Source organism: Limimaricola sp. G21655-S1, assembly GCF_027213785.1.
GTDB lineage: Bacteria > Pseudomonadota > Alphaproteobacteria > Rhodobacterales > Rhodobacteraceae > Limimaricola.
On sequence record NZ_JAPWGO010000003.1, the window covers coordinates 217,135 to 243,259 of the forward strand.

28 protein-coding genes are annotated in these 26,125 nt (G+C 68.2%); 20 read left to right on the forward strand and 8 right to left on the reverse strand.

Annotated elements, in window-relative coordinates:
* The first annotated feature begins 160 nt into the window (after positions 1–160).
* From O4G76_RS05385 to O4G76_RS05395, 3 genes are read left to right on the forward strand one after another with little or no spacing between them, the layout of a single operon-like run.
* A complete protein-coding gene (locus O4G76_RS05385; RefSeq protein WP_269396350.1) occupies positions 161–1,312 on the forward strand; it encodes a bifunctional 2-C-methyl-D-erythritol 4-phosphate cytidylyltransferase/2-C-methyl-D-erythritol 2,4-cyclodiphosphate synthase in 1,152 nt (383 codons plus the stop codon).
* Entirely contained in the window at positions 1,309–1,806 is a 498-nt protein-coding gene (locus O4G76_RS05390) for a phosphatidylglycerophosphatase A (RefSeq protein WP_269396351.1), read from the forward strand. The genes O4G76_RS05385 and O4G76_RS05390 overlap by 4 nt, the downstream gene beginning before the upstream one ends.
* A gap of 2 nt (positions 1,807–1,808) precedes the next feature.
* Positions 1,809–2,291 carry a CinA family protein gene (locus tag O4G76_RS05395; RefSeq protein ID WP_085896575.1) on the forward strand — a complete coding sequence of 161 codons (483 nt, stop codon included), beginning with the start codon at positions 1,809–1,811 and terminating at the stop codon, positions 2,289–2,291.
* Here O4G76_RS05395 and O4G76_RS05400 read toward each other — a convergent pair.
* Positions 2,276–2,725: a type II toxin-antitoxin system RatA family toxin gene (locus O4G76_RS05400; RefSeq protein WP_269396352.1), complete on the reverse strand. Its 450-nt coding sequence runs from the start codon at positions 2,723–2,725 to the stop codon at positions 2,276–2,278. The genes O4G76_RS05395 and O4G76_RS05400 overlap by 16 nt on opposite strands.
* A gap of 122 nt (positions 2,726–2,847) precedes the next feature.
* Between O4G76_RS05400 and O4G76_RS05405 the strand changes: the two genes are divergently transcribed.
* The 3 genes from O4G76_RS05405 to O4G76_RS05415 all read left to right on the forward strand — a co-directional run bounded on the left by O4G76_RS05405 (position 2,848) and on the right by O4G76_RS05415 (position 4,491).
* On the forward strand, positions 2,848–3,030 hold the full coding sequence (locus O4G76_RS05405; protein WP_269396353.1) for a hypothetical protein: 183 nt from the start codon (positions 2,848–2,850) through the stop codon (positions 3,028–3,030).
* A 91-nt stretch (positions 3,031–3,121) separates the two neighbouring features.
* A complete protein-coding gene (locus tag O4G76_RS05410) occupies positions 3,122–3,592 on the forward strand; it encodes a cytochrome c (RefSeq protein WP_085896572.1) in 471 nt (156 codons plus the stop codon).
* The gene (locus O4G76_RS05415) at positions 3,589–4,491 is read left to right on the forward strand and encodes a cytochrome c (protein ID WP_269396354.1); all 903 of its coding nucleotides are present in this window, start codon (positions 3,589–3,591) and stop codon (positions 4,489–4,491) included. The genes O4G76_RS05410 and O4G76_RS05415 overlap by 4 nt, the downstream gene beginning before the upstream one ends.
* A 30-nt stretch (positions 4,492–4,521) precedes the next feature.
* On the opposite strand, the gene lipA is transcribed toward O4G76_RS05415, so the two are convergent.
* A complete protein-coding gene (gene lipA / locus O4G76_RS05420) occupies positions 4,522–5,478 on the reverse strand; it encodes a lipoyl synthase (protein ID WP_269396355.1) in 957 nt (318 codons plus the stop codon).
* 204 nt (positions 5,479–5,682) lie between these two features.
* Here lipA and O4G76_RS05425 point away from each other — a divergent pair, with 204 nt between their 5' ends.
* Positions 5,683–6,231 (forward strand): peroxiredoxin, encoded by a 549-nt coding sequence (locus tag O4G76_RS05425; protein WP_269396356.1) that lies wholly within the window; start codon positions 5,683–5,685, stop codon positions 6,229–6,231.
* A gap of 83 nt (positions 6,232–6,314) precedes the next feature.
* Here the strand turns inward: O4G76_RS05425 and O4G76_RS05430 are convergent, their stop codons facing one another.
* Positions 6,315–7,241: a hydrogen peroxide-inducible genes activator gene (locus tag O4G76_RS05430; protein ID WP_269396357.1), complete on the reverse strand. Its 927-nt coding sequence runs from the start codon at positions 7,239–7,241 to the stop codon at positions 6,315–6,317.
* 106 nt (positions 7,242–7,347) lie between these two features.
* Between O4G76_RS05430 and O4G76_RS05435 the strand changes: the two genes are divergently transcribed.
* The gene (locus tag O4G76_RS05435; RefSeq protein ID WP_269396358.1) at positions 7,348–8,838 is read left to right on the forward strand and encodes a catalase; all 1,491 of its coding nucleotides are present in this window, start codon (positions 7,348–7,350) and stop codon (positions 8,836–8,838) included.
* Between the two features lie 122 nt (positions 8,839–8,960).
* Positions 8,961–9,671 carry a glutathione S-transferase family protein gene (locus tag O4G76_RS05440; protein ID WP_269396359.1) on the forward strand — a complete coding sequence of 237 codons (711 nt, stop codon included), beginning with the start codon at positions 8,961–8,963 and terminating at the stop codon, positions 9,669–9,671.
* Here O4G76_RS05440 and O4G76_RS05445 read toward each other — a convergent pair.
* Positions 9,668–10,702 (reverse strand): DUF6456 domain-containing protein, encoded by a 1,035-nt coding sequence (locus O4G76_RS05445; protein ID WP_269396388.1) that lies wholly within the window; start codon positions 10,700–10,702, stop codon positions 9,668–9,670. The genes O4G76_RS05440 and O4G76_RS05445 overlap by 4 nt on opposite strands.
* A gap of 273 nt (positions 10,703–10,975) precedes the next feature.
* Between O4G76_RS05445 and O4G76_RS05450 the strand changes: the two genes are divergently transcribed.
* On the forward strand, positions 10,976–11,263 hold the full coding sequence (locus O4G76_RS05450) for a DUF6477 family protein (RefSeq protein WP_269396360.1): 288 nt from the start codon (positions 10,976–10,978) through the stop codon (positions 11,261–11,263).
* Here O4G76_RS05450 and O4G76_RS05455 read toward each other — a convergent pair.
* Positions 11,256–12,818, reverse strand: coding sequence for a trimethylamine methyltransferase family protein (locus O4G76_RS05455; RefSeq protein ID WP_269396361.1), 1,563 nt, complete (start codon positions 12,816–12,818; stop codon positions 11,256–11,258). The genes O4G76_RS05450 and O4G76_RS05455 overlap by 8 nt on opposite strands.
* Before the next feature lie 170 nt (positions 12,819–12,988).
* Here O4G76_RS05455 and guaA point away from each other — a divergent pair, with 170 nt between their 5' ends.
* From guaA to O4G76_RS05505, 10 genes are all read left to right on the forward strand, one after another.
* Positions 12,989–14,557 carry a glutamine-hydrolyzing GMP synthase gene (gene guaA / locus O4G76_RS05460; protein ID WP_269396362.1) on the forward strand — a complete coding sequence of 523 codons (1,569 nt, stop codon included), beginning with the start codon at positions 12,989–12,991 and terminating at the stop codon, positions 14,555–14,557.
* 194 nt (positions 14,558–14,751) lie between these two features.
* Positions 14,752–15,909 (forward strand): OmpP1/FadL family transporter, encoded by a 1,158-nt coding sequence (locus O4G76_RS05465; protein WP_269396363.1) that lies wholly within the window; start codon positions 14,752–14,754, stop codon positions 15,907–15,909.
* 114 nt (positions 15,910–16,023) lie between these two features.
* A complete protein-coding gene (locus tag O4G76_RS05470) occupies positions 16,024–16,956 on the forward strand; it encodes a DMT family transporter (RefSeq protein WP_269396364.1) in 933 nt (310 codons plus the stop codon).
* A 51-nt stretch (positions 16,957–17,007) separates the two neighbouring features.
* A complete protein-coding gene (locus O4G76_RS05475) occupies positions 17,008–17,892 on the forward strand; it encodes an ATPase (protein ID WP_269396365.1) in 885 nt (294 codons plus the stop codon).
* Between the two features lie 29 nt (positions 17,893–17,921).
* Entirely contained in the window at positions 17,922–18,845 is a 924-nt protein-coding gene (gene metA / locus O4G76_RS05480) for a homoserine O-succinyltransferase (protein ID WP_269396366.1), read from the forward strand.
* Positions 18,835–19,812 carry an alpha/beta fold hydrolase gene (locus tag O4G76_RS05485; protein ID WP_269396367.1) on the forward strand — a complete coding sequence of 326 codons (978 nt, stop codon included), beginning with the start codon at positions 18,835–18,837 and terminating at the stop codon, positions 19,810–19,812. The genes metA and O4G76_RS05485 overlap by 11 nt, the downstream gene beginning before the upstream one ends.
* A gap of 36 nt (positions 19,813–19,848) precedes the next feature.
* Positions 19,849–20,721 (forward strand): polyphosphate kinase 2, encoded by an 873-nt coding sequence (gene ppk2, locus O4G76_RS05490; protein ID WP_269396368.1) that lies wholly within the window; start codon positions 19,849–19,851, stop codon positions 20,719–20,721.
* Position 20,722: 1 nt separating this feature from the next.
* Positions 20,723–21,340: a TetR/AcrR family transcriptional regulator gene (locus tag O4G76_RS05495; protein ID WP_269396369.1), complete on the forward strand. Its 618-nt coding sequence runs from the start codon at positions 20,723–20,725 to the stop codon at positions 21,338–21,340.
* A 141-nt stretch (positions 21,341–21,481) separates the two neighbouring features.
* A complete protein-coding gene (locus O4G76_RS05500; RefSeq protein WP_269396370.1) occupies positions 21,482–22,609 on the forward strand; it encodes a LuxR family transcriptional regulator in 1,128 nt (375 codons plus the stop codon).
* Positions 22,610–22,707: 98 nt separating this feature from the next.
* Entirely contained in the window at positions 22,708–23,223 is a 516-nt protein-coding gene (locus tag O4G76_RS05505; protein WP_269396371.1) for an acyloxyacyl hydrolase, read from the forward strand.
* On the opposite strand, the gene O4G76_RS05510 is transcribed toward O4G76_RS05505, so the two are convergent.
* From O4G76_RS05510 to O4G76_RS05520, 3 genes are read right to left on the reverse strand one after another with little or no spacing between them, the layout of a single operon-like run.
* Positions 23,224–24,300, reverse strand: coding sequence for an ABC transporter ATP-binding protein (locus O4G76_RS05510; protein ID WP_269396372.1), 1,077 nt, complete (start codon positions 24,298–24,300; stop codon positions 23,224–23,226).
* Positions 24,297–25,106, reverse strand: a complete 810-nt coding sequence (locus tag O4G76_RS05515) for an ABC transporter permease (protein ID WP_269396373.1) — start codon at positions 25,104–25,106, stop codon at positions 24,297–24,299. Before O4G76_RS05515 ends, O4G76_RS05510 begins: the two co-directional genes overlap by 4 nt.
* 11 nt (positions 25,107–25,117) lie before the next feature.
* Entirely contained in the window at positions 25,118–25,993 is an 876-nt protein-coding gene (locus O4G76_RS05520) for an ABC transporter permease (protein WP_269396374.1), read from the reverse strand.
* Between the last annotated feature and the right edge of the window lie 132 nt (positions 25,994–26,125).

Here is a 26,125-nt window from a genome sequence, read left to right on the forward strand (position 1 = left end):
GCCACGAGGCGCCACAATCGCAGGGGGTACAAGACTGCCTCAGCATATCGCGTTTGCACAAAATATATGCAGATGTTTGCCGAAAAGGATGGAATTGCACCGCCTCATGCCAGCCCCTACACAAGCCCGGCGGCCGCGTGAAGGAGACAAAGTGCCCCCGATGACACCAACTTCCCGGGCCGCAGGCCCGGCCATCGTGATCGTGGCGGCGGGACGCGGCCTGCGCGCGGGCGGCGGACTGCCCAAGCAATGGCGTGATCTCGGCGGTCGGATGGTGCTGGCGCGCACGATCGAGGCCTTTGCCGGTTTCGGTCCGATCTGCCTGGTGCTGCACCCCGAGGCGATGGGACGCTACCCGGCGGTCGAGGCGATGGCCGAGCTCGTGGTGCCGGGCGGCGCCGAGCGGGCGCATTCGGTGCGCGCCGGGCTCGAGGCGCTGGCGCCGCTGGCGCCGGACCGGGTGCTGATCCACGACGCTGCGCGGCCGCTGGTCCCGCGCGAGACGATCGAGGCGGTGATCGCCGCGCTCGATCATGGCCCGGCCGTGGCACCGGGGCTGGTGCTCACCGACGCGCTGTGGCGGGTCGAGGACGGCGCGGTCGCCGAAGCCCCCTCGCGCGAGGGGCTGGTGCGGGCGCAGACGCCGCAGGGGTTCGATTTCGAGGCGATCCTCGCGGCGCATCAGGCGCATGAGGGCCCGCCCGCCGCAGACGACGTTGCGGTGGCCCGCGCCGCCGGGCTTGCGGTCACGGTCGTGCCGGGCCACGAGAACAATCTGAAGATCACCGATGCGCAGGATTTCATCCGCGCCGAGAGGATATTGGGGTGCGACATGGATGTAAGAACGGGCAACGGTTTCGACGTGCACGCCTTCGAGGCGGGCGAAAGCCTCTGGCTCTGCGGCGTCGAGATCGCGCATGATCGCGGGCTGAAGGGCCATTCCGACGCCGATGTCGGCATGCATGCGCTGACCGACGCGATCTATGGCGCCTTGGCCCATGGCGATATCGGCCAGCATTTCCCGCCGTCCGACCCCCAGTGGAAGGGCGCCCGCTCGGAGATATTTCTGGCGCATGCCGCCGATCTCGCGCGGGTTGAAGGTTTTGCCATAACGCACTGCGATATCACGCTGATCTGCGAGCGGCCCAAGATCGGCCCGCATGCCGAGGCGATGCGCGCGGAGCTGGCGCGGATCATGCAGATCGAGCCGGGCCGGGTCAGCGTCAAGGCGACCACATCCGAGCGGCTGGGCTTTCCGGGCCGCGAAGAGGGCATCGCCGCCATGGCCACGGCGACGCTGGTGAAGGCATGAGCCGGCTGATCGCCACCTTCTTCTACAGCGGATTGATCCGCCCGGCCCCCGGTACCTGGGGCTCGCTCGCGGCACTTGCGGCGGCGTTGCCGATCTACTGGGTCGGCGGGCCGTGGCTGATGCTCGCCATGATCGTCCTGGCGCTGGGGCTGGGCTTTCCCGCCGCCCGCGCCGAAGCCGCGCGATCGGGAGATCACGACCCCTCCCACGTCGTGATCGACGAGGTGGCGGGCCAGTGGATCGCGATCTGGCCCGTGCTGTTCGGCGCGGCCCATGTCGGCGCGCCGGTGCTCGACCTCTGGCCCGGCTGGATCGCGGCCTTCGTGCTGTTCCGGCTGTTCGACATCTGGAAGCCCGGGCTCGTCGGCCGGATGGACCGGCGCGGCGACGTGACCGGGCTGATGCTGGACGACGTCGTCGCCGGGATCTTCGCGGCGCTCGGCGTCGTTGTGCTCGCGGTGCTGGCGCATGGCGTCATGATCTTCGGAGGCTGAGCATGGGCGACACGGCGAGACTGGTGAACGGCGCGCGCGAGGCGGGGCTGCGCGTCGCCACCGCCGAGAGCTGCACCGGCGGCATGGTGGCCGCCGCGATCACCGAGACGCCGGGCGCCTCGAACGTCTTCGACTGGGGCGTCGTCACCTATTCCAACGCGGCCAAGCAGGCGCTGCTCGGCGTCAGCGCCGAGAGCCTCGAAGCGCATGGCGCGGTGAGCGAGCAGGTCGCGGACGAGATGGCGCGCGGCGCGCTGGAACGCTCGGGCGCCGACATCGCCGTCGCGATCACCGGCATCGCCGGGCCCGGCGCCTCCGAGCACAAGCCCGAGGGCCGCGTCTGTTTCGGGGTGGCGACCGCCTCGGGCTGCGAGACCGAGACGGTCGAATTCGGGGCGCGCGGCCGCGACACGGTGCGCAGCCTCGCGCGCGATCACGCCATCGCGGCGGTGATCGGCGCGATCAAGGCTCAGCGACGGCCGTAAAGCTCTTGCGCGCGCCGTTCGAAGGCGCGCACCACGCGCTGCATCGCCTCGTTGAAGAACAGCCCCGCCGCGCCCTGCAAGAGCCTGTTACGGAACTCGAAATCGACGTCGAAATGCACCTCGGAGCCACCTTCGACATCGCGGAAGTTCCAGTTGCTGACGAGGTGGTGGAACGGCCCGTCGATGTATTCGGTGTGGATCTTCTTCTGCTCGGGCCAAAGCGTCACCCGGCTGCCGAAGCGTTCGCGGAATACCTTGAAGGAGATCACCATGTCGGCGAGCATCACTTCGTGATCGCCCTCCGGCGTCACCGAGCGGACCCGCGCGGCGGCGGTCCATGGCAGGAACTTGGGATAGTTGCCGACATCCGCGACCAGATCGTACATCTGCTGCGAACTGTAGGGCAGCGTGCGGGTCTCGGAATGTGTCGGCATCGATCTTTCCTTCCTGTCTGGTCCCATCTCGCCCCGGCGGTGGTGGAGATCAACCCCGCCGGTCATGCGGCACCTCGTCTCGGCACCGATCTGGGGCCCGGAAACGACAGGGAAAGAGCGCGATGAACATCCATTGGCTGTTGCGGCTGGCGCATTGGGCACGGCATCCCCCCTCGCCGCGCCAGATGGCGCTGATCGCCGGGGTGATCCTGCTGTGCCTGCTGCTGGTGGGCATCGAGCGAATCTGGGGCTGGCCCGAGGCGCTGACCGTAACGCCCGGTGGCCGCACATCTTTCATGCGGTAATGCAGATAACGGGCGCGTGATTCAGCTTTGGAGTGAGCCTTTCTTACGCTACGGTAACGCACACGATCACCGGAAGTTTTGGAGTACCGTTATGACACGTTCGTTCCGTCTTCTCGCCGGCAGCCTCGTCATTGCCGCCCTTGCCCCGATGGCGCTGGCCCAGGGGCTCGACCCCGAGCGCGCGCAATCGCTGCGCGAGGGTCACATGAAGCTCATGGGTCTCAATATCGGCATGCTCGGCGCGATGGCCAAGGAAGAGCAGCCCTACGACGCCGAGATGGCCGCCGCCGCCGCCGGCAACCTCGCCGCGCTCGGCTCCATCGATCAGAGGTTCTACTGGGTCGAGGGCTCCTCGAGCGAGGATCTCGAGGAGAGCCGCGCGCTTCCCGCCATCTGGGAGAACATGGACGACTTCAACTCCAAGACCGAGGCGCTGCACGAGGCCGCGATGAAGATGGAGGAAGCCGCCGGCACCGATCTGGCGTCCCTGCAGGCGGCCATGGGTCCACTGGGAGAGGCATGCGGTAGCTGCCACGAAGATTACCGCAAACCCGAAGAATGATCAGACGCGCGCTCGGGGCGGCGATCGCCATCATCCTGTTGGCGGGCGGGGTGGGCTGGATGCTCACCTCGCCCGAGCCGCTGCCGGCTTCGGCGGTCGAAGGGCCGCCGGGCGATCCCGAGCGCGGCGCGCTGGTCTTCGCGGCCGCGGGCTGCGCCTCGTGCCATGTCGCGCCCGAGACCGATATCGGCGAGGCCCCCGTGCTGGCGGGTGGCATGGCCTTCGTCTCGCCATTCGGGACCTTCCATGCGCCCAACATCTCGCCATCGCCGCAGGGCGTGGGGGACTGGTCCGACGCCGAGATCATGGATGCGGTGATGCGCGGGGTGTCGCCCTCGGGCGCGCATTACTATCCCGCTCTGCCCTATGCCGCCTATGCCATGGCCGATCCGCAGGACATGCGCGATCTCGTGGCGCATCTGCGGACCCTGCCGCCCTCCTCGCAGGAAAACCTGCCGCACGAGGTGCCGTTCCCCTTCTCGATCCGGCGCGGCGTCGGGCTGTGGAAGGCGCTCAACCTGCGACAAGGCTGGGTGATCGAGGATGATCTGCCGGAGCCCGCCGCGCGCGGCCGCTACCTCGCCGAGGCGCTGGGCCATTGCGGCGAATGCCACACGCCGCGCGGGCCCTTGGGCGGGCTCGATCACGCGCAGTGGCTCGGCGGCGCGCCCAACCCCTCGGGCGACGGACGCATTCCCAACATCACGCCGGGCGGGCTCGAATGGTCCGAGGGCGAGATCGCCTATTACCTCGGCACCGGCTTCACGCCGGAATTCGATACCGCGGGCGGCGAGATGGCGGCGGTGGTGTCCGAGCTCGCGAAGCTGCCCGACGAGGATCGCGCGGCCATCGCCGCCTATCTCAAGGCGGTGCCGGCGATCGAACCCGCCGCCGAGTGATCGGCGGCGAATTCTTCGATACGACCGAAATCAGGCGCCCAGACGGGCCAGCCGCGCCGCGCGCAGCTGCGCGAAATCCTCGCCCGCGTGATAGGACGACCGGGTGAGCGGCGTCGCCGAGACCATCAGGAAGCCCTTGCCGCGCGCTGCCTTCTCGTAGCTCGCGAATTCCTCGGGCGTGACGAAGCGGTCGACCGCGTGGTGCTTGGGCGTCGGCTGAAGATACTGACCGATGGTCAGGAAATCGATGTCGGCGGCGCGCATGTCGTCCATCACCTGATGCACGGCCTGCTTGTCCTCGCCCAGACCGACCATGATGCCCGATTTGGTGAACATCGACGGGTCCAGCTCCTTGACCCGCTGCAACAGCCGCAGGCTGTGGAAATAGCGCGCGCCGGGCCGCACCTCCGGGTAGAGGCCGGGCACGGTTTCGAGGTTGTGGTTGAACACGTCCGGCTTCGCCTCGACCACCACCTCCAGAGATCCCGGCTTCGCGCGCAGGAAATCCGGGGTCAGGATCTCGATCGTGGTGCCGGGGGACTGGCGCCGCACCGCGCGGATCGTCTGCGCGAAATGCGCGGCGCCGCCGTCATCGACGTCGTCGCGATCGACGGAGGTGATCACCACGTGGTTGAGGCCGAGCTTTTTCACCGCGTCGGCGACGCGGCCCGGTTCGAACACGTCGAGCGCATCGGGCCGCCCCGTCGCCACGTTGCAGAAGGTGCAGCCGCGGGTGCAGATCTCGCCCATGATCATCATGGTGGCGTGGCCCTGGCTCCAGCATTCGCCGACATTGGGGCAGCCCGCCTCCTCGCAGACCGTCACCAGCTTGTGCTCGCGCATGATGTCGCGGGTCTGCTTGTAACCCTCCGAGGTCGGCGCCTTGACCCGGATCCAGTCCGGCTTCTTCGGCTGCGGCGCGCTGTCGGCGCGGCGCGCCTTTTCGGGGTGGCGGTCGCCGGGGATCTTCAGGTCGCGCACGGTCATGCCTTTCCTCTTGGCCTCGTCGATACATAGGCCCCATGACGTACGGGCGCAACGCGGCTCGGCCCCTTGGTCCGGCGGCTGCTGCAACCCCGCCATGCATCCTGCCGCGATGGCCGATCCGCCGCATCGCAGCATTGCGGAGCCCGGCTCGATTTCCTAAGTCACGCCCCGAACCTTTCCGAACCGACAGACAGGAGCATGCCCATGCAGCCCGGCGCCCGTATTCCCGACGTGACCTTCCGCACCCGCGTGCGCGACGAGAGCATCGAAGGCCCCAACCCGTTCCGCTGGGAAGAGCGCGACACCGCCTCCTATTTCGCGGGCAAGCGCGTGGTGCTGTTCTCGCTGCCCGGCGCCTTCACGCCCACCTGCTCGACCTACCAGCTGCCCGGCTTCGAGAAGAACGTCGAGGCGTTCCGCGCCCATGGCATCGACGCGATCTACTGCATGTCGGTCAACGACGCCTTCGTGATGAACCAGTGGGCCCGCGCCCAGAACCTCGAGAATGTCGAGGTGATCCCCGACGGCTCCGGCGAGTTCACCCGCCGCGCCGGGATGCTGGTGCGCAAGGACAATCTCGGCTTCGGGCTGCGCTCGTGGCGCTATGCCGCCGTGATCAATGACGGCCGCGTCGAGGCGTGGTTCGAGGAGCCGGGCCTGTGCGACAACCACCCCGAGGACCCCTACGGCGTCTCCTCGCCGGAAAACGTCCTTGCCTGGCTCGAAGAGGCCTCGCGCGAGCAGGCCGCCTGATCCCCCACGGGTGGATCGCGCGGAACGCGCGTTAGGGACCAGATCGCGGAACGCGCGTTAGGGACCAGATTGCGGAGCGCGCGTTACGGACAGACGGCGCGGGCCGAGCCCAGAAGCTCGGCCCCCGCCTCGCGCAGCAGATCGGCCAAGGGCGCGGCCCAGCCGCCATCGCCCCCGGCCCGCCGCACCAGCGCCAGCTCGCGCGCGGGCTCAGGCGCCGCAAAGCGCATCAGCGCCAGACCCGGCGCCGCCGCGGTTTCGGCCCGGAGCGCGATTTCGGGCAGCAAAGTGAGCCCGAAGCCCTCGGCCACCAGCCCCGACAGCGTGGCCAGCGACGAGGCCCCCAGATCGACCCGGCCGCGCCCCCTGAGACCGCAGACCTCCAGCGCCTGATCGGCGAGGCAATGCCCCTCGTCGAGCAGAAGCAGTTGATCCGGCGCCAGCGAGGTCGGCCGCAGCGCCTCGGGATCGCCGACCCAGCGCGCCAGCCGCGCCGCCGTCCCGGCCAGCACAAAACGGTCCGAGACCAGCGGCTCGACCGCGAGGCCGGCCACCGGCAGCGGCAGCGCCGCCACCACCGCATCCACCCGCCCCGCCTCCAGATCGTCGAGAAGCGTTTCGGTCTGCGCCTCGCGCACCCGGATGTCGAGCGTCAGGTCGCGCGCCCGCAGCCGCGTCAGGGCGATCGGCAGCAGATAGGGCGCGACCGTCGGGATCACCCCCAGCCGCAGCCGCCCCGTGAGCCCGCGCGACAGCCGCGCCGCGCGCTCCAGCTCGGCCACCTCGCCGAGGATCCGGCGCGACCGCTCCAGCACCTCGCGCCCGGCGCGGGTCAGCCGGATGCCGCGCGGCAGCCGCTCGACCAGCTCGACCCCGAGGATCACCTCCAGCTCCTTGATCTGCTGGCTCAGCGCGGGCTGCGATACGAAAACGGTCTCCGCGGCGCGGCCGAAGCCGCCGGTTTCGGCCAGCGCCACGAAGTAGCGCAACTGTTTCAGTGATGGATTCATGACGGACCCATAACCCAGCCTTATGGGAAGGGCCAGAAAATCCGATTTTGCCTTCTCGGGTGACCGGGTCATATTGCGCCGCGAAGCCACCCCCCGGAGGACAGCCATGACCGACAGACCCCGCCTGACAACTTCCGCAGGCGCGCCCGTCGCCGACAACCAGAACTCCAAGACCGTCGGCCCGCGCGGCCCCGTGCTGCTTGAAGATTACCAGCTGATTGAGAAGCTGGCGCACCAGAACCGCGAGCGGATCCCCGAGCGCGTCGTGCACGCCAAGGGCTGGGGCGCCTATGGCACGCTGCGCGTGACCGAGGACATCACCAAGTATTCCCGCGCCGCCGTGTTCAAGCCCGGCAGCGAAACCGAGATGCTCGCGCGCTTCTCGACCGTGGCCGGCGAGCAGGGCGCGGCGGATGCCGAGCGCGACGTGCGCGGCTTCGCACTGAAGTTCTACACCGAGGAAGGCAACTGGGACCTCGTGGGCAACAACACGCCCGTGTTCTTCGTGGCCGACCCCTACAAGTTCCCGGACTTCATCCACACCCAGAAGCGTCACCCCAAGACCAACCTGCGCTCGGCCACCGCGATGTGGGACTTCTGGTCGCTCTGCCCCGAGAGCCTGCACCAGGTGACGATCCTGATGTCGGATCGCGGCCTGCCGCAGACCCCGATGCACATGAACGGCTACGGCTCGCACACCTTCTCGCTGTGGAACGACCAGGGCGAGCGGTTCTGGGTGAAGTTCCACTTCAAGACCCAGCAAGGCCACAAGCATTTCACCAATGACGAGGCGGTGCAGGTCATCGGCAAGAGCCGCGAGACCTACCAGGAGGCGCTGTTCGGCACCATCGCCAACGGCCATTTCCCGAAATGGGACATGTTCATCCAGGTGATGCCCGAGATGGAAGCGATCGAGTTCGAGAAGAAGACCGGCTGGTCGGCCTTCGACCTCACCAAGGTCTGGCCGCATGGCGACTACCCGCTGATCAAGGTCGGCGAGATGGAGCTCAACCGCAACGCCGAGAACTACTTCACCGAGATCGAGCAGTCGGCCTTCAACCCGTCCAACGTGGTACCGGGCATCGGCTTCTCGCCCGACAAGATGCTGCAGGGCCGCCTGTTCTCCTACCCGGACGCGCATCGCTACCGGATCGGCACGCATTACGAGAGCCTCGAGGTCAACAAGCCGAAATGCCCGGTGCACCACTATCACCGCGACGGCACCATGCCGTTCGGGCTGCGCACCAACCCCGACGCCTATTACGAACCGAACTCCTTCGGCGGGCCGGTCGAGGATCCGTCGGTGGCCGAACCGCCGCATCGCTACGAGGGCGAGGTCGGCCGCTACGACTTCCGCTCGGAGGCCGATCACTACAGCCAGCCGCGCGCGCTGTTCAACCTGTTCGACGAGGGCCAGAAGAGCCGCCTCTTCTCGAACATCGCCACCGCGATGACCGGCGTGCCGCAGGAGATCATCGATCGCCAGCTGGCGCATTTCGACAAGGTCGATCAGGCTTACGGCGACGGCATCCGCGCGGCGCTCAAGCACCAGAACGCCGAGAACGCGGGCGTCGACACCAGCCACGCGGCCGAATGACCGGCTGAGGCCAGTTCGTCTTTCGGACGGCGGCGGGGCGACCCGCCGCCGTTTTTGTTGTGGGACTCCCCGAAGCGCGTCAGCATAGCGCTCATGTCGTTTCCAGTCCCGGGACTTTCGCCATGACCCCTGCAACGATCTACGGATTTTCGCCGGCCTTCGGCCTGCCGACCTCCGGCCCCTTCGCGCTCAAGCTGCTGTGCTGGTGCGCGCTGAACGGCGTGCCCTACGAGTTCGCGGTCGAGAACAACCCCGCCAAGGGCCCGCTGAAGAAAAGCCCATGGGCCGTCATCGACGGCGAGACCGTGGCCGACAGCGACGCGATCATCGCGCTTCTGGCGCGACGCCACGGCATCCCGCCCCCGGTGGCCGACACCGCCCCCGCCGCCGCGGGTCGCGGCTGGAAGATGGCCGCCGAGGAAGGGCTGCACCAGATCTTCGAATGGGAGCTGATCATGCTGCCCGAAGGCTCGGCCTGGTTCCGCGAACTGCTGCGCTCCGAAATGTCGGCGCCGCTGGCGGCGCTGGTGCACCGGATGTCGCGGCGCTCGCTCGGGCGGCAGCTGCATGCGCGCGGGCTGGTACGGCTCGGCCCCGAAAAGATCGCGGCGCGCGGACGCGATCTGCTCGACGCGCTCGATCTCTGGCTCGGCGTGCATGATTTCGTCGAAGGCCCCGCCCCCGGCATCGCCGACGCCACCATGTACGGCATGCTGGCGCCGATGCTGGGCTGGCCGATGGACACGCCGGTGGCGCGGCACGCGAAGACGCTGCCCGCCATCGGTGCCTGGTCGGACACGATCGCCCGGCGCTGCGGCTTCGCGCCGGGCTAGCCGATCATCTCTCCGCCGCCGCTGGCGTCGTAGTGACGCCTGAGCCGTTCCAGCGCGATCCGCAGCACGATCTTGCCCGATCGGGCCGACCAGCCCATGCGCCGCTCGAGGCTTTCCATGCCCTCGAGATAGCAGCAGCAGCGCAGCGCCACGTCGCCGAGCCCCGGACCAAGATCTGCCAGCGCCGCCGCCAGCCGATCGCGCGCCCCGGACGGGCCCTGCCCGCGCCCCGCGCCGCCCTCGCAGCCGCCGGTGAGATAGCGCGACCAATCCTGCGTCACCCTCGGCCCGACCTGTGTCAGCTCGAAATCCTCACGCAGCCGCTCCCCGGCGGCGACCAGTTCGCGGCCGAGGAACGGCCGCCCGTCGCGGTCGCGCCGCCGCGCCAGAAGCGTCAACGGCCCCTCGAACGGCGCCATGCGGGAAGCGCCGGGCGCCGGTTCGAAGCCGGTCGCGGCCTCGGCGAAGCCCGCCTGCGTTTCGGCCCCGGCGCCCCTGAGAGCGGCGCGGCCCCGCGCGGTGATGCGGTAGCGCGCCACGCGTCCCGTATCCTCCTGCGCGGCGATCCAGCCGCGCAGCGCCAGCGTTTCGGCCAGCGCCCGGTCGAGCCGCGCCAGCCGCTGCGTCGCGCCCTGCGGCCCCTCGCGCAACACCGCCGCGATCTGCATCCCGGGCGCCAGCGCCAGCACCGCGCCGGGCTCGGCCATGCGCCGCAGCACGCGCATCGCCTCGGCCGTGCCGTTTTCCGTGCCATTCTCCGTGCCGTTCTCCGCGCCGGTCTCGGGTTGCGGGCCCTTCGGGTCGTGACAGCTCATCGCATTCTCCTCGGGAGGGGCCGGCTTGAAACGGCGGGACAGGCGGCGCAGCGCGGCATCGATCAGCGGATCGTCGCGCCGGTTTTCCAGCTGGCGCACCTGGCGCAGCACGGTCGAGGCATGCACCTCGGACCGGCGTGCCAGCACCCGGATCGGGGCCCCGCCCTCGACATGTTCGAGATAATGCCGCACCGCCTGCGGCACCCATTCGGGCAGTGGTTCCGGCCCGTGGTTGCGGTCCCGTGCCGCGATCCCGGACGGTGGACATGGCGTCCGCGACCGGCTCTCCCTGACGTCCCCAAGATTCACGATCTCAACTCTCAGTTGCCCCGGTTAGCGAGGCGTTAATCCGCCCCGAACCCGTTCAGCTTGATTGAAGAATCCCAAACAAGGCTGAAGCCACCGCGCGTCGCGCGCCGGTCCCACGCAACGCGAGGCGGGGTGTGAGACAACTATGGCGATTGAAGCAGGTCACGAGGAGGACAGGCCATGCAGGACCCGCTGAGCAGGCTCGCGGCGCTGAGGCGGCCACCGCTACTGGTCGAGGCCGCGCGGTTCGGGGTCGACGCCTATGACCGGACGGCGGCGCTGCCACGGCTGATCGGGGCGGCGGCCCGCGGCCCGGCGCAGGCGCTCATGGCGCTGATCGAGCGCGAGGCCGATCTGGAGGCGCGGCGGCGGGCCGGGACCGGCGACTACCGCCCCGCCCGCCATGTCGAGCTGATCGTGGCCCTGATGGGCGAGGCGCGGCTGATGCGCGCCGCCGCTCTCAGCTGAAGCTGTCGGCCATCGAGGCCTTCTTGGCCTCGACATAGTCGTTCAGCCGCTGCGCGATCTCGGGGTCGAGCGGCGGCTGCCGGTAGGTGTCGAGCAGCTTGGCGACCCGCGCCGAGGCGAGCGCCTGGGTGTCGCGCGCGCCCTCCTCGTCCCAGGTCTCGAACGGCTTGTAGTCGAACAGTTCGCTGCGCCAGAACGCGGTCTTGAAGTTCGCCTGCGTATGCGCGCAGCCGAGGTAATGCCCTCCGGGGCCGACCTCGCGGATCGCGTCGAGCGCCTGCATCTCCTCGGAGATGTCGACGCCCTTGGCCATCTGGTGCAGCGCCCCGAGCTGGTCGGCATCCATCACGAACTTCTCGTAGGAGGCGACGAGTCCGCCCTCGAGCCAGCCGCAGGCATGCAGCATGAAGTTGACGCCGGACATCAACCCCATGTTGAGGCTGTTCGCGCTCTCGTAGCCGGCCTGCGCGTCGGGCAGCTTGGAGCCGCAGAACCCGCCGGCCGAGCGGTAGGGCAGCCCCATCCGCCGCGCCAGCTGGCCCATCCCGTAGGTGATGAGCGAGGCCTCGGGGGTGCCGAAGGTCGGCGCGCCCGAATTCATGTCGATCGAGGTGACGAAGGCGCCGACGATCACCGGCGCGCCGGCGCGCACGAGCTGGCTGTAGGCGACGCCCGCCAGCGCCTCGGCCAGCACCTGCGTCAGCGTGCCCGCGACCGAGACCGGCGCCATCGCGCCGCCGACGATGAAGGGCGAGATGATGCAGGCCTGGTTCGCCTTCGCATAGACCTCGAGCGCGCCCATCATGATGCCGTCGAAGGTCAGCGGCGAGTTGATGTTGATCAGCGAGGTCATCACCGTGTTTTCGGCGACGAAGTCCTTTCCGAACAGGATCTCGCACATCTCGACGCAGTCCTGCGCCCGCTCGGGTGCGGTGACCGAGCCCATGAAGGGCTTGTCGGAATAGATCATGTGTGCGAGCAGCATGTCGAGATGGCGCTTGTTCACCGCCACGTCCGTCGGTTCGCAGACCGTGCCGCCCGAGTGGTGCAGCCATTTCGACATGTAGCCGAGCTTCACGAAGTTGCGAAAATCCTCGATCGTCGCATAGCGCCGGCCGCCATCGGCGTCGCGCACGAAGGGCGGGCCATAGACCGGCGCCAGCACGAGGTTGCGGCCGCCGATCTCGACGTTGCGGGCGGGGTTGCGGGCGTGCTGGGTGAAGCTCGCGGGCGCGGTGGCGCAGAGCTTTCGCGCCAGCCCGCGCGGAATCCGCACCCGGTCGCCATCGACATTGGCCCCGGCCTGCCGCCAGAGGTCGAGCGCGCCGGGATTGTCGGAAAACACCACGCCGATCTCTTCGAGCACGGTCTCGGCGTTGCGTTCGATCACCTCGATGGCGGCGGCGTCGAGCACCTCGAAATCGGGGATGTTGCGCTCGATGTAACGCGCGGTCTCCACGCTGACCGCGGTGCGCTCGGCGCGTCGCGCGGCACCTCCGCCGGACCGGCCGCGCCGCCCTGCCCGCTCTCCGGCCATCTGTGCCGCTTCCGTCATCGCCCGCTCCCCGTGATGCATCCTTGCGCCCCGTGATAGCGGTGCGCGGCGCGCGCGCTTGGCCGGATTGCGCCGCCTCAGGTGTGAAAGCGACATGTCGCCCGGAGCGGCGCGATTTTTCGCCCCCGTCGCTCTTGCGCGGATGGGCGGGCGGGCCTATTCGCTGGGCCATGACCGAGCATAGCCAACAGCACCAGCGCCTTCTCATCGTCGATTTCGGCTCACAGGTGACGCAGCTTATCGCGCGTCGCCTCCGCGAGCTGAATGTCTACTGCGAGATCCATCCCTTCAACGCGGTGGACGAGGCGTTCCTCGACCGCTTCGAGCCGCAGGCGGTGATCCTGTCGGGCGGTCCCGCCAGCGTGCCCGACGAGGGCAGCCCGCGCCCGCCGATGCGGATCTTCGAGCTGGAGGTGCCGGTGCTCGGCATCTGCTACGGTCAGCAGGTGATGATGCAGATGCTGGGCGGCGAAGTGCTGCGCGGCGACGGCACCGCCGAGTTCGGCCGCGCCTATGTCGAGCCCGAGGGCGAGGCCACCGACCTGCTGCGCGGCTGGTTCATCGAGGGCCGCGAGCAGGTCTGGATGAGCCATGGCGACCATGTCAGCAAGCTGGCGCCGGGCTTCGAGGTTTGCGGCACCTCGCCCGGTGCGCCCTATGCGATCACCGCCGATCTGGAGCGGCGCTTCTACGCGGTGCAGTTCCACCCGGAGGTGCATCACACCCCGCATGGCAAGACCTTCCTCGAGAACTTCCTGCACATCGCGGGCTTCACCGGCGACTGGACCATGGGCGCCTATCGCGAGGAGGCGATCCGCCTGATCCGCGAGCAGGTCGGCGACCAGAAGGTGATCTGCGGCCTCTCGGGCGGCGTCGACAGTTCGGTCGCGGCCGTGCTGATCCACGAGGCGATCGGCGACCAGCTCACCTGCGTCTTCGTCGATCACGGCCTGCTGCGCGAGGGCGAGGCCGAACAGGTCGTGACCATGTTCCGCGACCACTACAACATGCCCTTGATCCACGCGCAGGAGGAGGATCTGTTCCTCGATGCGCTGGAAGGCGTCTCGGACCCCGAGGTCAAGCGCAAGACCATCGGCAAGCTGTTCATCGACGTGTTCCAGAAGCACGCCTCCGAGGTCGGCGGCGCCACCTTCCTCGCCCAGGGTACGCTCTATCCGGACGTGATCGAGAGCGTCAGCTTCTCGGGCGGGCCGAGCGTCACGATCAAGAGCCACCACAATGTCGGCGGCCTGCCCGAGAAGATGGGCCTGAAGCTGGTCGAGCCGCTGCGCGAGCTGTTCAAGGACGAGGTCCGGGCTCTGGGCCGCGAGCTTGGCCTGCCCGACAGCTTCATCGGCCGCCACCCCTTCCCCGGGCCCGGCCTCGCGATCCGCTGCCCCGGCGAGATCACCCGCGAGAAGCTGGCGATCCTGCGCCGCGCCGACGCGGTGTTCATCGACCAGATCCGCAAGCACGGCCTCTATGACGAGATCTGGCAGGCCTTCGTGGCGCTGTTGCCGGTGCGCACCGTGGGCGTGATGGGTGATGGCCGCACCTATGACTACGCCTGCGCGATGCGCGCGGTGACCAGCGTCGACGGCATGACCGCCGACTACTACCCGTTCACCCACGAATTCCTCGGCGAGACCGCGACGCGGATCATCAACGAGGTGCGCGGCATCAACCGCGTCACCTATGACGTGACCTCGAAGCCGCCGGGAACCATCGAGTGGGAATGACCCGCCGGCCCGGTGGAATATGAGCGAGACCTGCCACGGGCCCCTTCGGGGGCCCTTCGCGTATCCGCCCCGGTGATGCGTGGAGGTGACGCCGTGACGTCCACGTCAAGCTGCCGCGACGTCACAGATTGTAGGAAGCCGCGGTGCTGTTTCTCCTGCGGGGCGGAGGACGCATCATGCGACAGGGAGACATCATGAAACTGCATTACGGCGCCACGAGCGCCTTGGCGCTGGCGACGGCGCTGATGGCCAGCGGCGCGGGAGCCGTCGGGCTCGATCGCTCGAACCAGGACATCACCGCGATCTTCGAAGAGGGCAACGTCCTCGAGCTGAGCTTCGGCAAGGTGTTCCCGGAAATCTCGGGCAAGGACGTCGCCGTGTTCGGCGGTGGCGAATACGACAACGTCGCCGAGGATTTCCTCAACGTATCGACCAGCGCGAAGATGGATTTCGGCAACGGCTTCTCCGGTGCCGTCATCATCGACCAGCCCTTCGGCGTCGACATCGACTACCCGACCACCGCGCTTGCGCTGGGCGGCACGATGGCGCAGCTCGACGGCCACACGATCACGGCGCTGGGCCGCTACCGGTTCAACGAGAACATCAGCGTCCATGCCGGCGTCCGGCGCCAGACCCTCGAGGGGGACATCACCCTGTCCGGTGCGGCCTATGGCCCGTTGAACGGATATTCGGTGGCGCTGGAGGAGAACGACGCCACCGGATACCTCATCGGCGTGGCCTACGAGATCCCCGAGATCGCGCTGCGCGCGGCGCTGACCTACAATTCGGCGATCGAGCACGACTTCGACACGGTCGAATCGATCCCCGCCGCGCTGCAGGCCGGTCTCGGCCTGCCCGCACAGGTGCCCAGCACCACCACGGTCGAGACACCCGAAAGCTGGAATCTCGACCTGCAGACGGGGATCGCGCCCGACACGCTGGCCTTCGCCAACATCCGCTACGCCGCCTACGAGGACACTCTGGTGTCGCCGCAGGTCTTCAGCGCCGCCACCGGCGGCGCCAGCCTGACCAATATCGACGACAATTATCAGGTGCAGGTCGGCGTTGGACGCAAGTTCTCGGACATGTTCGCGGCCCAGGTCGCGGTGGGCTTCGAGCCGGAGGGCGACGAGCGCATCTCGCCGCTCGATCCGACCGACGGCAAGCGCTGGGTCAGCCTGGGCGGCGCCTACAACATGGAAACGGTGACCCTTTCGGGCGGCATCCGTTACACCATGCTGGGCGATGCCAACCCGGAAACCCGCAACGCAGATGGCAGCATCTCCGACCGGGCAGAGTTCTCCGACAACTCGGCCCTCGCGATCGGCATGAGCGTCGCCTACCGCTTCTGATCCCGCCGGGGATCACGCGCGAGGGGCCGGCCGCGGAGCCGGCCCCTTTCGCATTTCCATGCAAAGCGCATGTTTCGGATTGCGCCGATCCCGGCCGCGTGCACAGTGCCGGGCATGACCGTTCAGAAGACCATGACCAACGCCGCCTGGGCCCAGCTCGGCCTGCTCGCCCTGATCTGGGGCGGCTCGTTCCTCTCGGTGCGCGTGGCGCTGGACGAGGTGGGGCCGATGTGGATCGTCGGCCATCGCGCGGTCTGGGCAGCGCTGGTGCTGTGGCCCGTGGTGATGCTGCGGCGCCTGCCGCTGCCCCGGAGCTGGCGGCTCTGGGCCGTTCTGGTTGTGATGGGCGCGCTCAACAACGCCATTCCCTTCGGGCTGCTGGCCTGGGGCCAGCAGCATGTCGAGACCGGGCTGATCGCGATCCTCAACGCAGCCACCGCGATCTTCGGCGTGCTCTTCGCCGCGATCTTCTTCGCCGACGAGCGGCTCTCGGCGCGCAAGGCGCTGGGCGTGGCGCTCGGCTTCTCTGGCGTGGTCTGGGTGATCGGCCCGGCGGCGCTGTCGGGCTTCGATCTCGGCGCGCTGGGACAGGTCGCGGCGATCGGCGCCACCATCTCCTATGCGCTGGCCGGGGTCTGGGCGCGCAAGAAGATGGGCGGGCTGCCGCCGCTCACCGCCGCGGCGGGCATGACCACCGGCGCGGCGCTGATCATGGTGCCGCTGGCCTGGCTGCTCGAAGGCGCGCCGCGGCTCGACCTCGCCCCGGCGACCATCGCGGGGCTGGCCTATGTCTCGATCGGCTCCACCGCGCTGGCCTACATCATCTACTACCGGGTCATCGCCATCGCCGGGAGCGGCAACGTGCTGCTGGTGACCTTGATGGTCGCGCCGGTGGCGATCCTCCTGGGTGTGGTGGTGCTGGACGAGACGCTGCCGGTGCGCGCCTATGCCGGCTTCGCGGCGCTGGCGGCGGGGCTCGTGGTGCTCGACGGGCGGCTGCTGCGGCGCGCCCGGGCCCGGGGGGCGGCGCCCGCCCCGAAGTTCTGAGGCCGAAGTTCAGACTGGACCGTGTCGCAAGGCTTGTTTAGCGATGCGCCCATGATCCATTCCTCCGCCTCGGACTGGCTGTCCGCCCCGCGCAAACGCGTCCTGTTCTTCGGCATGTCGGGCCTCGGCAAGACGCATGTGTCGAACCTCCTGCGCCGCTCGGGCGACTGGTTCCACTACTCGATCGATTACCGCATCGGCACCCGCCACATGGGCGAGCTGATCGCCGACAACGCCAAGCGCGAGGCGATGAAGGTGCCGTTCCTGCGCGAGCTGCTGCTCTCGGACAGCATCTATATCGGCTCCAACATCACCTTCGACAATCTCGCCCCGGTCTCGACCTATCTCGGCAAGCCGGGCGACCCGGAGAAGGGCGGCCTGCCCTTCGAGACCTACCGGCAGCGGCAGGAGCAGTTCCGCCGCGCCGAGATCGCGGCGCTGGAGGACACGCCGTGGTTCATCGACCGGGCCGAGGCGCTCTACGGCTATCCGCATTTCGTCTGCGATACCGGTGGCTCGATCTGCGAATGGGTCGATCCCGACGATCCGCAGGACCCGCTGATGACGCTCTTGTCCGAGCGGATGCTGATGATCTGGATCGAGGGCTCGGAGGCGCATACCGAGGAGCTGATCCGCCGCTTCGACCGCGCGCCCAAGCCGATGGCCTACAGCCCCGACTTCCTGCTCCAGGCCTGGAACGACTATCTGGCCGAAACCGGCCTGTCAGAGACGCGCGTCGATCCCGACGCCTTCATCCGCTGGACCTATGGCCGGGCGCTGGCGCATCGGCAGCCGCGCTATGCGAAGATGGCCGAACGCTGGGGCCTCGCGATTCCGGCCGAGGCGCTGTCGGGCCTTGAATCCGCCCGTGATTTCGACGCCGTGGTGGCCGAGGCGCTCGAGGCGCGGCTTGGCAAACACCGTCGAGAAGCCTAGATCAGCCCTCCCTACGAGAAGGTCGAACCATGCCCATCAAGATCCCCGAAGCCCTCCCCGCCTACACCGTGCTGACGCGCGAGGGCGTGATGGTGATGTCGGAGGATCAGGCGGCGCGGCAGGACATCCGCCCGTTGAAGATCGGCCTGCTCAACCTGATGCCCAAGAAGATCCAGACCGAGACGCAGTTCGCGCGGCTGATCGGCGCGACGCCGCTGCAGATCGAGCTGACGCTGATCCGCATGTCGGATCATGAATCGCGCAACACCGCGGCCGAGCACATGGAGACCTTCTATCACTCGTTTTCCGAGATCGAGGCCTCGGGGCAGAAGTTCGACGGCTTCCTCGTCACCGGCGCGCCGGTCGAGCATCTCGATTTCGACGAGGTGACCTATTGGGACGAGCTGCGCCGCCTCTTCGACTGGACCGAGACCCATGCGCATTCGACCTTCGGCGTCTGCTGGGGCGGCATGGCGATGATCGCGCATCAGCACGGCATCGCCAAGCACCTGCTCGACAGCAAGGCCTTCGGCTGCTTCCGGCACCGCAACCTCAAGCCCGACAGCCCCTATCTGCGCGGCTTTTCCGACGATTGCACCGTGCCGGTGAGCCGCTGGACCGAGATCCGGCAGGAGGACATCGACGCGCGGCCCGAGCTGGTGACGCTTCTGGCCTCGGACGAGGTCGGCCCCTGCCTGGTCGAGGATCCCGGCCGCCGCACGCTCTATATCTTCAACCATTTCGAATATGACAGCCACACGCTGAAGGAGGAGTACGACCGCGACGTGGCCTCGGGCGCGGCGATCTCGGTGCCGGTGAACTACTATCCCGGCGACGACCCGACCAAGCCGCCCTCGAACCGCTGGCGCAGCCACGCGCATCTGCTCTACGGCAACTGGATCAACGAGATCTACCAGACCACCCCCTACGATCTGGACGACATTGGCCGCTAGGATCGCCGCAGTGCTCGCGATCGGCGCGCTGGCGGGCTGCGCGCTGGTCGATCACCGTGCCGAGCGGCGCGAGGCACAGGCCATGACCGCGCACCCGCCGCTCGGCCAGTTCGTCGAGATCGAGGGGCGCCGCGTGCATGCACTGGTCTCGGGCAGCGGCCCCGACCTCGTGCTGATCCACGGCGCCTCCGGTAACCTGCGCGACATGGCCTTCGATCTACTCGACCGGCTCGACGACGATTACCGCGTCATCGCCTTCGACCGCCCCGGGCTCGGCTATTCCGACCCGATCGACCCGGTCGCCGACGACGCCTTCACGACCCATGCCGACAGCCTCGCCGCGCAGGCGCGGCTGCTGCAAGCCGCCGCCGCCGAGCTCGGCGCCGAGAAGCCCATCGTGCTGGGCCATTCCTTCGGTGGCGCGGTGGCCATGGCCTGGGCGCTGGAGCGGCCCGACAACCTCGCGGCGCTGGTCGATCTTGCCGGCGCGACGATGCCATGGGATACCGGGCTAGCCACGCTCTACAGGGTCAACGGATCGGCCCTTGGCGGCGCGGCGGTGGTGCCGCTCATCACCGCCTTCGCCCCCGAGCGGATGGTCGATGAGACGGTCGAGGCGGTCTTCGCCCCGAACCCGGTGCCCGAGGGCTATGCCGATTTCGTCGGCGCCGGGCTGGCGGTCCGCCGCGACAGCCTGCGGGTCAATGCGCGGCAGGTGAACGGGCTGCTGCCGCAGGTCACCGAGATGCGCGCGCGCTACCCCTCGATCGATGTACCGGTCGAGATCGTGCACGGCGTCGCCGACACCATCGTGCCGCTCGAGGTGCATTCGGCCCGGCTGGCCGAGCTGATCCCCGGGGCGAACCTGACGGTGCTGGAAAACGTTGGCCATATGCCGCACCATACCGTGCCCGACGAGGTGGTGGCGGCGATCGACCGGGCCACGGCGCGCGCCGGCCTGCGTTGAACGCCGTCGCGGTCCGGGCCGCTTGAGGAGAGACATATGGACAAGCCGTTCGACGGGGCGATCAGCCGGTTTCGCGACGAGGAGGCGCCCGAGGAGATCCGCCGCATGCTGCACGAGGCGGGCAAGGACGGCATCGCCAGCACGCGCTTTCCCTATCCGTCGAAATGGAAGCGCAAGGATTACGCCGCCGCGATGGCGGATCTGCAGATCGAACTGGTTAAGATGCAGGCCTGGGTCAAGGCGACCGGGCAGCGCGTCGTGGTGATCTTCGAGGGGCGCGACGCCGCCGGAAAGGGCGGCACCATCGCCCGGTTCCGCGAGAACCTGAACCCGCGCGGCGCCCGTGTCGTGGCGCTGGCCAAGCCCTCGGAGGTCGAGGCGGGACAGTGGTATTTCCAGCGCTACGTGCGTGAATTGCCCACCGCCGGAGAGATCGTGTTCTTCGACCGCTCCTGGTACAACCGCGCGGTGGTCGAGCCGGTCTTCGGCTTTGCCGACGAGGAACAGGTGGCCCGGTTCTACGACCAGGTCGAGCCGTTCGAGAACATGCTCGCCGATGACGGCATCCGGCTCTTCAAGCTGTGGATCAATGTCGGTCGCGCGACCCAGCTCGAACGGTTCCTCAAGCGCGAGAGCGATCCGCTCAAGCAGTGGAAGCTGTCCTGGGTCGATGTCGAGGGGCTGCGCAATTGGGACGCCTATACCCACCGCATCGGCACCATGTTCACGCGGACGGATTTCGACTTCGCGCCCTGGACGGTGATCCGCGGCGACGACAAGCGCCGCGCCCGGGTCAACGCGATCCGCAGCGTGCTGGCCCGGCTCGACTATCCCGACAAGGACGAGGAAGCCGTCTGCGCCCTCGATCCGAGGATCGCGGGTGGTCCGGAACTCTGGCCGCGCGACTGACGTGGCCAAGCAGGGATATCATCACGGCAATCTGCGTCAGGCGCTGGTCGAGGCCAGCCTGAAGCTGATCGAGGAAAAGGGGCCGACGGGCTTCACCCTGTCGGAGGCGGCGCGCGAGGCGGGCGTGACGCCCGCCGCCGTCTATCGTCATTTCGCGGGGCGCGAGGACCTGATCGCCGAGGCCGCGCGGCAGGGCTACGAGATCTTCGCCGATCTTCTGGAATACGCCTATGACGAGGGGCGGCCCTCGGTGCTCGCGGCCTTCGAGAAGACCGGGCGCGCCTATCTGGCCTTCGCGCGAAAACATCCCGGCCACTACGTCGCGATGTTCGAGAGCGGCATCTCGATGCAGCGCAACCCCGACCTCGCCGCCGCCTCGCGCCGCGCTCTGGGCGTGCTGGAGCGGGCCGCCGAGGCGTTGTCGGAGCGCATTCCGGAGGGCCGACGGCCGCCGCCGCAGATGTTCGCGGCGCATGTCTGGGCGATGAGTCACGGCGTGGTGGAGCTGTTCGCGCGCGGCTCTCCGGGCACGCGGGCGCCGTTCCCGCCGGAGGATCTGCTGGAGAGCGGTATCGGTGTCTACCTGCGCGGCCTGGGGTTGATCGCGCCGGACGAGTAGCTGGTGGCGGGCCCTGCCCTATACTTGGGAAACTCGGGGAACGGCAAAACTGAGAGGACCCGCCTGAATACTCAGTGTCATGCCGCACCTAACCGTGCATGGTGCGAATGAACTAAACCTATAATTGTTTCGAGGATTCCCATGCCACCGCTGCCGCATAATGCTGCGATTGCAGGGTTGCTCGATGAAATCTACCATAGCGTGATTTCGCCCGAGCGCTGGGGTGCCCTTCCGGAGCAACTGGCCGCGGCCGCCGGCGGTGGCGCATGGGCCCTGCAGCTGGTCCGCCCGGGGCAGCCGCGCCGTGCCGATCTGCATGGCTGCAATTTCGATCCCAAGCTGGTCGCGCTCTATCCGGATCGCTACGCGGCGCTCAATCCCTGGCTCGCCTCGCTGCTGCAGCGGCCCGCATTGCAGCTGATCCATGACCATCATGTCATTCAGCGCAAAGGATTTTTTCGAAGCGAGTTCTATACGGAGTTTCTCAGGCCGCAAGGCGACATCCATCGCACCTTCGGAACGATCATCACGCGCGGCGACAGCGGCAGCCTCGTGGTGAGCTGCAATTACGCCCCCTCGGAGGCCGAGGCGGTCGGCGTGACCGGCAGCCAGATGCTCGCGACGCTGGCCCCGCATCTGCGCCGGGCCTTCGATCTGACGAAGATGGCGGGTCACAGCACCTTGCAGGCGGGAACGCGCCTGATCGACGGGCTCGGCCTGCCGCATGCCTGCTATGCCATCGATTCGCGCGGCCGGCTCGTCGCTTGCGATTCGCGCGGCGCGGCATTGCTCGAGCGCGGGGATGCGCTGTGTCTTGGCGACGAGCGCCGGCTCCGCTTCGCGGATGCGGAGGCGAATGCCGCCCTGGATGACCGGCTGGCGCAGGAGGGACGCCTCGGCGGAAGCTTCGTGGTCGATGACAGTGCCCCGCAGCGGATGCTGGCGCGGCTGTCGCATCTGCCCCGACCTCTCGCCGCCTCACCGATCGAGAGCCTGTTCCGGGGCGAACGCGCGATCGCGGTGCTGACGGTGATCGAACCGGGTGCGCCCGGCGCGCTGGACGAGGATCTCACCAAGCTCTTCGAACTCACCCCCGCCGAAACGCTGGTGCTGCGGCGGCTGTGCGAGGGGCTTTCGATGGCCGAGATCGCCGCCATGCGCGAGGTCAGCGTCAACACGGTGCGCAACCAGATCCGCAGCCTGTTCGAGAAGACCGGCACGCGGCGGCAGGCCGAACTCGTGGCGCTGGTGGCACGGCTGGGGGGCTGAGAGCGCCCGACCGGTTGACCGGCCTGCGTTCGCGCAGCCTACTCGATCGCGGGTGCGGCCCTCCTGCATGGCGGCACACGACCTTCGCAGGAGCTTCCATGGACGGATCACTCGCCGCGCTTTTCGCCCTCGTCGCCGCCGCCGATCTCGCCTTCGGGGCACGGGGCTGCGGCCTCGATGGTTGCGATGCCCTCGAGACCACACGGGCCCGCACCGCCCTGCAATATGGCGAGGTGCTGTATCAGGGCGAACGACAGGGGGGCGAGTTGTACCTGCAGCAGATGCTGCCCCGGCGCTTCGGCGGTCTCGAACCGGTGCTGGGCCTCTCGGTCTCCGCGGACGGCGACACCTGGGTCGGCGCGGGGCTGCAATGGACCGGGGCGCTGCCGCATGACAGCTTCGTGCAACTGTCGTTGCTGCCGGGCTTTCATGCGCAGACCGACGGCCCGGATCTGGGCCACATGATCGAGTTCCGCTCCTCGATTGGCGTCGGCTATGCCTTCGACAACGGCGCGCGGCTGTCGCTGCAATTCGATCATCGCTCGAATGCCGAGCTGTCGGATCCCAATCCAGGGCTGGAGACCTTCGGGCTGCGCGTCGCCCTGCCCCTGTGATCAGCCGGGCAGCAGCACCAGCGCGCGTTCGTCCCATGCCAGCCGCGCCGCCGCGCCGACATCGAGCACCGGGCGACCGATCAGGTTCTTCATCGACACGGTGAGCGGTCGCTCGATCCCCTCCACCCGCACGTCGTAATAGGTCATGTCGCCGTAATAGACGACCTCGCTCACCACGCCTTGCACCTCGCGGCGCGGCGCGGTCTCGCCCTCGAACAGGATCGCCAGCGTCTCGGGGCGGATGCCGACCGAGACGGCTCCGCCGATCTCGCCGGAGGTGGCAAGACCGGCGGTGGCGACGCGCCCCAGGCCGGCAATGTCGATCTCGCGGCGATCGGCCGAAAGCGCACCGGGCAGGAAGTTCATCTTGCCGATGAACTGCGCCACGCGCTTGGTGGCGGGACGGCGGTAGAGCGTCTCCGGGTCGGCGAGTTGGCCGATCTCGCCCTCGAACATCACGGCGATGCGGTCCGACATCACCAGCGCCTCCTCCTGATCATGGGTGACGAGGATGAAGGTGATGCCGACCTGCCGTTGCAAACGGATGAGTTCGAGCTGCATCTGCTCGCGCATCAGCCGGTCGAGCGCCGAGAGCGGCTCGTCCAGAAGCAGCACCTTGGGCTTGAGGATCAGCGCGCGGGCCAGCGCCACGCGCTGCCGCTGCCCGCCCGAAAGCGCGTGCGCACGGCGCTTGCCGTAGCCCGCGAGGCCGACCATATCGAGCGCCTCCTCGACCGCGCGCGCCTTTTCAGTCTTGCCGCGCGGATCGCGGCGCAGGCCGAAGCCGACATTCTCGGCCACGGTCAGGTGCGGGAACACGGCATAGGACTGGAACACCATGTTGGTGGGCCGGTGGTTGGCGGCGACGCCCTTCATGTCGCGCCCGTCGATGCGGATCGAGCCCGAGGAGACCTCCTCCAGACCGGCGATGGTGCGCAAGAGGGTGGTCTTGCCGCAGCCCGAGGGACCCAGGAGCGAGAAGAACTCGCCGGCGCGGATCTCCAGATCGATGCCGCGCAGCGCGTGGTAGTCGCCGTAATGCTTCTCGACGCCTTTGAGTTCGATGAGAGCGGTCACAGGAAGCCTCCGGTATCCTTGATCCCGGCACGCGCGAGACCGCGGCGGCGGAACAGTTCTGCGATGATGAGAAGCGTGACCGACAGCGCCACGAGGATCGTGCCGAGCGCCATGACCACGGGCAGCTGCGCCGGAAAGCGCAGCAGGCCCCAGATATAGACTGGCATGGTGGGGTTCGCGCCGGTCAGGAAGAAGGCGATGATGAATTCGTCGAGGCTGATCGTGAAGGCGATCAGCATCGAGGAGATGATGCCCGGCATCACCAGCGGCAGCGTCACGAGACGAAAGGCCGAGAAGCGGCTTTCGCCCAGATCCATCGCCGCCTCCTCGATCGAGGGATCGAGATTCTGGAACGCGCCGTTGAGGATCGCGATGGAGAACGGCGTGCAGATCAGCACATGCGCGGAGATCACGGTCCAATTGTTGAGGTTCAGACCCAGTACCTGCCGCAGCACGATCAGGAGCGACACCGCGACGATGATCTCGGGCAGCACCAGGGGCAGCATCACGAAGCCGATGATGCCGCCCTTGCCCGGAAACCGCGCCATCGCGCCCGCCCGCGCGGCGCAAAGCCCCAGAAGCGTCGCGAAGATCGCGGTCATGGCGGCGATGAAGAGCGAGTTGCCCACCGCCTGCCGCAGCGCCGCATTGGCCACGAGATCGGTGAACCAATGGGTGGTGAAGCCCGACAAGGGGAAGGCGATGATCGTCGCGTCGTTGAAGGCGAAGAGCGGCAGCAGCGCGATCGGCGCATAGAGGAAAAGCAGGTAGAGGATCGCATAGACCCTGAGCGGCGCGCCTCTCATCCCCGCCCTCCTCATCCTCGCCCCCTGAGCCAGCGGCGGTTGAGCGCGACGAAGACCAGCGCGATGGCGGTGACGCAGACCATCGCCACCATGGCGATGGCCGCGCCCATCGGCGCGTTGTTGAGCTGCAGGAACTGGGTCTGGATCATGTTGGCGATGAGCTTTCCGCCGGCGCCGCCCATCAGCTCGGGCGTGACGTAGTCGCCGATGGTCGGGATGAAGACGATGAGTACCGCGGCCACCAGCCCCGGCATCGAGAGCGGCAGGGTGACGCGGAAGAAGGTGGTGAGGCGGGTCTCGCCCAGATCGCGGCTGGCCTCGATCAGCGATCGGTCGATCTTTTCCAGCGCCACGAAGATCGGCAGGATCGCGAAGGGCGCGAAGGCGTGCGCCAGCGTGATGATCACCGCGTTGATGTTGTAGAGGATGAAGCTCAGCGGCTCGTCGATGATCCCGGCGCCGATGAGGCCGGAATTGATCACGCCGTTATAGCCGAGGATCACCTTCCACAGGAACACGCGGATCAGATAGCTGGTCCAGAACGGGATGGTGATCAGGAACAGCCAGAGCGACTTGCGGTGGCTGGGCACGTGGAAGGACAGGAAATACGCCACCGGATAGGCCAGCAGCACGGTCACCAGCGTGACGATGCCCGACACCATCAGCGACCGGCCGAGCAGCACCCCGTAGATCGGTTTGTCGAAGAACTCGCGGTAATTGGCCAGCGTGAACCGCGTGTCGATCGTCATGAAGTCCTGCGTCCAGAAGCTGAACAGCACCACCGCGAGAATCGGCAAGGCCAGCAGCGCCAGCGCGTAGAGGAATGGCGGCGCGAGCAGCGTGGCCGCGCGGCCGCCTTCGGATTTCGCGAAACTTCCCAGACCCATGGCCGCCCCTTGATGCCCCGCCGCGATGCTTGACCGCGCGGCGGCAAAGATCAACCGCGCGCGCGCCTTTTGCCGCAAACCGGGCGCGACGCAAGTGGTCTCGTGCGATCCGGCCACATTGGACAGCGCACC